The organism is Acidobacteriota bacterium, assembly GCA_012729555.1.
Classification (GTDB): Bacteria; Acidobacteriota; UBA6911; order UBA6911; family UBA6911; genus UBA6911.
In genome coordinates, this window is the sequence record JAAYCX010000034.1 from 1 (window position 1) to 3,082 (window position 3,082).

At 66.3% G+C, this 3,082-nt stretch carries 4 protein-coding genes; 3 read left to right on the forward strand and 1 reads right to left on the reverse strand.

The window, feature by feature from the left end:
- The 3 genes from GXY47_07475 to GXY47_07485 form a co-directional block, all read left to right on the forward strand.
- Positions 1-1,701, forward strand: a 1,701-nt coding sequence (locus GXY47_07475) for a DNA gyrase subunit A (protein NLV30984.1), incomplete at its 5' end; no start/stop codon positions are given.
- A 17-nt stretch (positions 1,702-1,718) separates the two neighbouring features.
- Positions 1,719-2,363 (forward strand): cytidylate kinase-like family protein, encoded by a 645-nt coding sequence (locus GXY47_07480; GenBank protein NLV30985.1) that lies wholly within the window; start codon positions 1,719-1,721, stop codon positions 2,361-2,363.
- Between the two features lie 78 nt (positions 2,364-2,441).
- A complete protein-coding gene (locus GXY47_07485; protein NLV30986.1) occupies positions 2,442-2,639 on the forward strand; it encodes a 30S ribosomal protein S21 in 198 nt (65 codons plus the stop codon).
- A 47-nt stretch (positions 2,640-2,686) separates the two neighbouring features.
- Here the strand turns inward: GXY47_07485 and hpt are convergent.
- A partial coding sequence (gene hpt / locus GXY47_07490; protein ID NLV30987.1) for a hypoxanthine phosphoribosyltransferase occupies positions 2,687-3,082 on the reverse strand: 396 nt, incomplete at its 5' end.

Sequence of the window (3,082 nt, forward strand, 5' to 3'; positions counted from 1 at the left end):
AAGATGGCGCGCGAGCGCGAAGCCATCGTCGTGACCGAAATCCCCTACCAGGTGAACAAGGCCAGGCTGATCGAGCGGATCGCGGAGCTGGTGCGCGACAAGAAGATCGAGGGGATCAGCGACCTGCGCGACGAGTCCGACCGCGAGGGGATGCGGATCGTCATCGAGATCAAGAAGGACGAGCCGGCGCAGGTCGTCCTCAACAACCTGTACAAGATGACGGCCATGCAGACCAGCTTCGGCATCATCATGCTGGCCATCGTCGAGAACCGCCCCCGGGTCCTCAACCTGCGGGAGACGATCCGTTGCTTCATCGGGCACCGGAAGGAGGTGGTCCGCCGGCGGACGATCTTCGAGCTCGCGAAGGCCGAGGCGAGGGCCCACATCCTGGAAGGGCTCCGCCGGGCCCTGGACATGCTCGACGAGGTCATCGCCCTGATCCGCGCCTCGAAGGAGCCGGCCGTCGCCCGGGAGGGGCTCATGGACCGGTTCGGGTTCAGCGCCCCCCAGGCGCAGGCGATCCTGGAGATGAGGCTGCAGCGGCTGACGGGGCTCGAGCGCGAGAAGATCGTGGCCGAGTACGAGGAGATCCTGAAGCTGATCGCGCGCCTGAAGGAAATCCTGGCCAGCGAGAAGGTCCTGGAGGGGGTGGTGGTCGGCGAACTCAGGGAGATCCAGGCCGCCTACGGGGACCGGCGGCGGACCGAGATCGTGGACGAGGAAGTCGAGATGACGCTCGAGGACCTCATCGCGGAGGAGGACGTGGTCATCACCGTCACGCACTCCGGCTACATCAAGCGCACGGCCGCCTCGCTCTACCACTCCCAGGGCCGCGGGGGGAAGGGGCGGATCGGCATGACCACGCGCGACGAGGACTTCATCGACCACGTCTTCGTCGCCTCCACCCACAGCTACCTGCTGATTTTCACCAACCGCGGCCAGGTCTACTGGCTCAAGGTCTACGAGATCCCCGATGTCGGCACCGCGGGGAAGGGGAAGGCCATCGTCAACCTCGTGAACCTCGGCAAGGACGAAAAGATCGCCGACATCATCTCGGTGAAGGGGTTCGACGGCGGCGGGTACGTGCTGATGGCCACCCGCAACGGCATCGTCAAGAAGACGGCGCTCCGGGAGTACTCGAACCCGCGCAGCTCGGGCATCATCGCGATTTCGGTGCCGGAGGACGACGAACTGATCGGCTGCCGGCTCACCGACGGGGACACCGACGTGCTGCTGGCCACCCGCATGGGCAAGGCGGTCCGGTTCGCGGAAACGGGGGTCCGGGAGATGGGGCGCACCGCCAGGGGCGTCATCGGGATCCGGCTCTCCGGGGACGACAAGGTGGTGGCCATGTCGGCCTTCAAGGGCCCGGGCCAGTTCCTCACCGTGACCGAAAAGGGGTTCGGCAAGCGCACCGACGTGGAGGAATACCCCCGGCAGAACCGGGGGGGGAGCGGCGTGATCAACGTCAAGGTGGGGCAGAAGAACGGGACGGTGGTCCACACCTGCCATGTCCAGGAGGACACCTCCGTCATGCTGATCACGGCCAACGGGAAGCTGATCCAGCTCAACGCGGACGATATCCGCAACACGCACGCCCGGGCCGCCGTCGGGGTCAAGTGCATCGATCTCGAGGAAGGGGACTACGTCGCCAGCGTCACGGTCGTCGCCGGGGAGGAACCGGGCGACGGGCCGGAGTGACGCGCGGGGGGAGAGCCATGGGTGAAAAAACCGCGATCACCATCTCGCGGCAGTTCTGTTGCGGCGGGGCGAAGATCGGGAACATGGTGGCGGCGCGGCTCGGGTATCTCTACGCCGACCGCGAGGTGCTGCAGCTGGCGGCCGAAAAGCTCGGCCTCCCGGTCGAGGAGATCTCCTGGCGCGACGAGCGGCTGGCGTCGTTCTGGGAAAAGATCACCTCCCTTTTCACCTACGGGCTCCCCGACGTTTCCTACACGGCGCCCCCTTTCCAGACGGTGACGGACCAGCGCCTGTTCGAGCTCCAGGCCAAAATCATCCGGGAGTTCGCCGCGCGGGAGGACTGCGTGATCGTGGGGCGCGGGGGGGTCCACGTGCTCCGCGACCACCCCGGGGCGGTCCACGTGTTCCTGCACGCGCCCGACACCTTCCGGGTGGAGCGGGCCATGGAGGTCTACGGGGCGCCGACGCGGGAAAAGGCGCTCTCGATGATCCGCGAATCGGACCGGGCGCGGCAGGCGTATCTCGCGCGCATGGCACGCCACGACTGGACCCTGAGCACCCGGTACCACCTCTGCCTCGACACGGGCCTCCTCCCCCCGGAACGGGCGGCGGACATCATCGAGCTTGTGGTACGGTCACGGCAGGCGCCGCGGGAGTCCTAACTGGTTGAAAGATTGGGTCTTGACACTCGACGCCGCAGGGGGTAACGTACCCCCTTGTCGCCGAAGGAGGTGAATGGTTTGGCGGAAGTCATCCTGAACGAGGGGGAATCCCTCGAAAGCGCCCTCAGGCGCTTCAAGCGCAAGGTTCAGCAGGAAGACATCATCAAGGATGTCAAGAAGCACTCCTTCTACCTGAAGCCGGGCGAAAAGAAGAGAATCAAGCAGGCCCTGGCGCGCAAGCGCCTGCGGAAAAAGATGCGCAGCGTACGCTCCTGACGCCTTTGCCGGGGCGGCTCCTCGGAGCCGTCCCGGCCCTTCCGGCGTCAGTTCCCCAGAAGATGAATGTCGGGCAGGTTCCGGTAGTGCTGGCCGTAGTCCAGCCCGTATCCGACCACGAACCTGTCGTCGATCTCGAACCCCAGGTAGTCGATCGGCACTTCGCGCTGGCGGCGCGAGGGCTTGTCGAGCAGCGCCGCGGTCCTGAGGCTCGCGGGTTCCCGCATCCTCAGGCACTGGACCAGGTAGTCGAGCGTCAGGCCGGTGTCGACGATGTCCTCCACGATGATCACGTCGCGCCCCTCGGGGCTCTCGTCCAGGTCCTTCAGGAGGCGGACTTCGCCGCTCGTCCGGGTGGTCAGCCCGTAGCTCCCCACGGCGATGAAATCGAACGACGCCTCCAGTTCGATGGCGCGCACGAGATCGGCGTGAAAGACGCTCGC

Bases quoted from the DNA above. Each gene is read 5' to 3' on its own strand.
- GXY47_07480 (NLV30985.1), top strand. From the start codon at position 1,719: ATGGGTGAAAAAACCGCGATCACCATCTCGCGGCAGTTCTGTTGCGGC.